Consider the following 389-nt stretch of genomic DNA (forward strand, 5'->3'; position numbering starts at 1 on the left):
GGCGGTGAGCGCCAGCCTGATCGGTTTCTTTATCGGCAACGGCCTGATGGTGCTGATCGGTGCCTACGGCGCCATCGTCTACCAGCAGCCGGACGTGGTCGAAGTGCTGCTGCTCCAGGGTTTTGCCATGGCGGCCATGGCCATGCTGCTGTTGAACATCTGGAGCACCCAGGACAACACCATCTACAACTTCGCCGTGGCCGGCTGCAACCTGTTGCGCACAGACCGGCGCAAGACCGTGACCCTGGTGGGCGCGCTGATCGGCACCCTGCTGGCGATGCTCGGCATGTACGACCTGCTGGTGCCCTACCTGATCCTGTTGGGCACGGTGATTCCGCCGATTGGCGGGGTGATCATGGCGGACTTCTTCTACCGCTGGCGCGGCCGCT

Annotated in this window: 1 protein-coding gene; it reads left to right on the forward strand. The window is 63.8% G+C overall.

All coding sequences use genetic code 11. The annotated features are described in order from the left end of the window. Window positions 1-389, forward strand: a 389-nt coding sequence (locus tag F6S12_RS33105; RefSeq protein ID WP_409999892.1) for a cytosine permease, incomplete at both ends; no start/stop codon positions are given.

It is taken from the genome of Pseudomonas sp. JV245A (assembly GCF_032424515.1).
Lineage (GTDB): Bacteria > Pseudomonadota > Gammaproteobacteria > Pseudomonadales > Pseudomonadaceae > Aquipseudomonas > Aquipseudomonas protegens.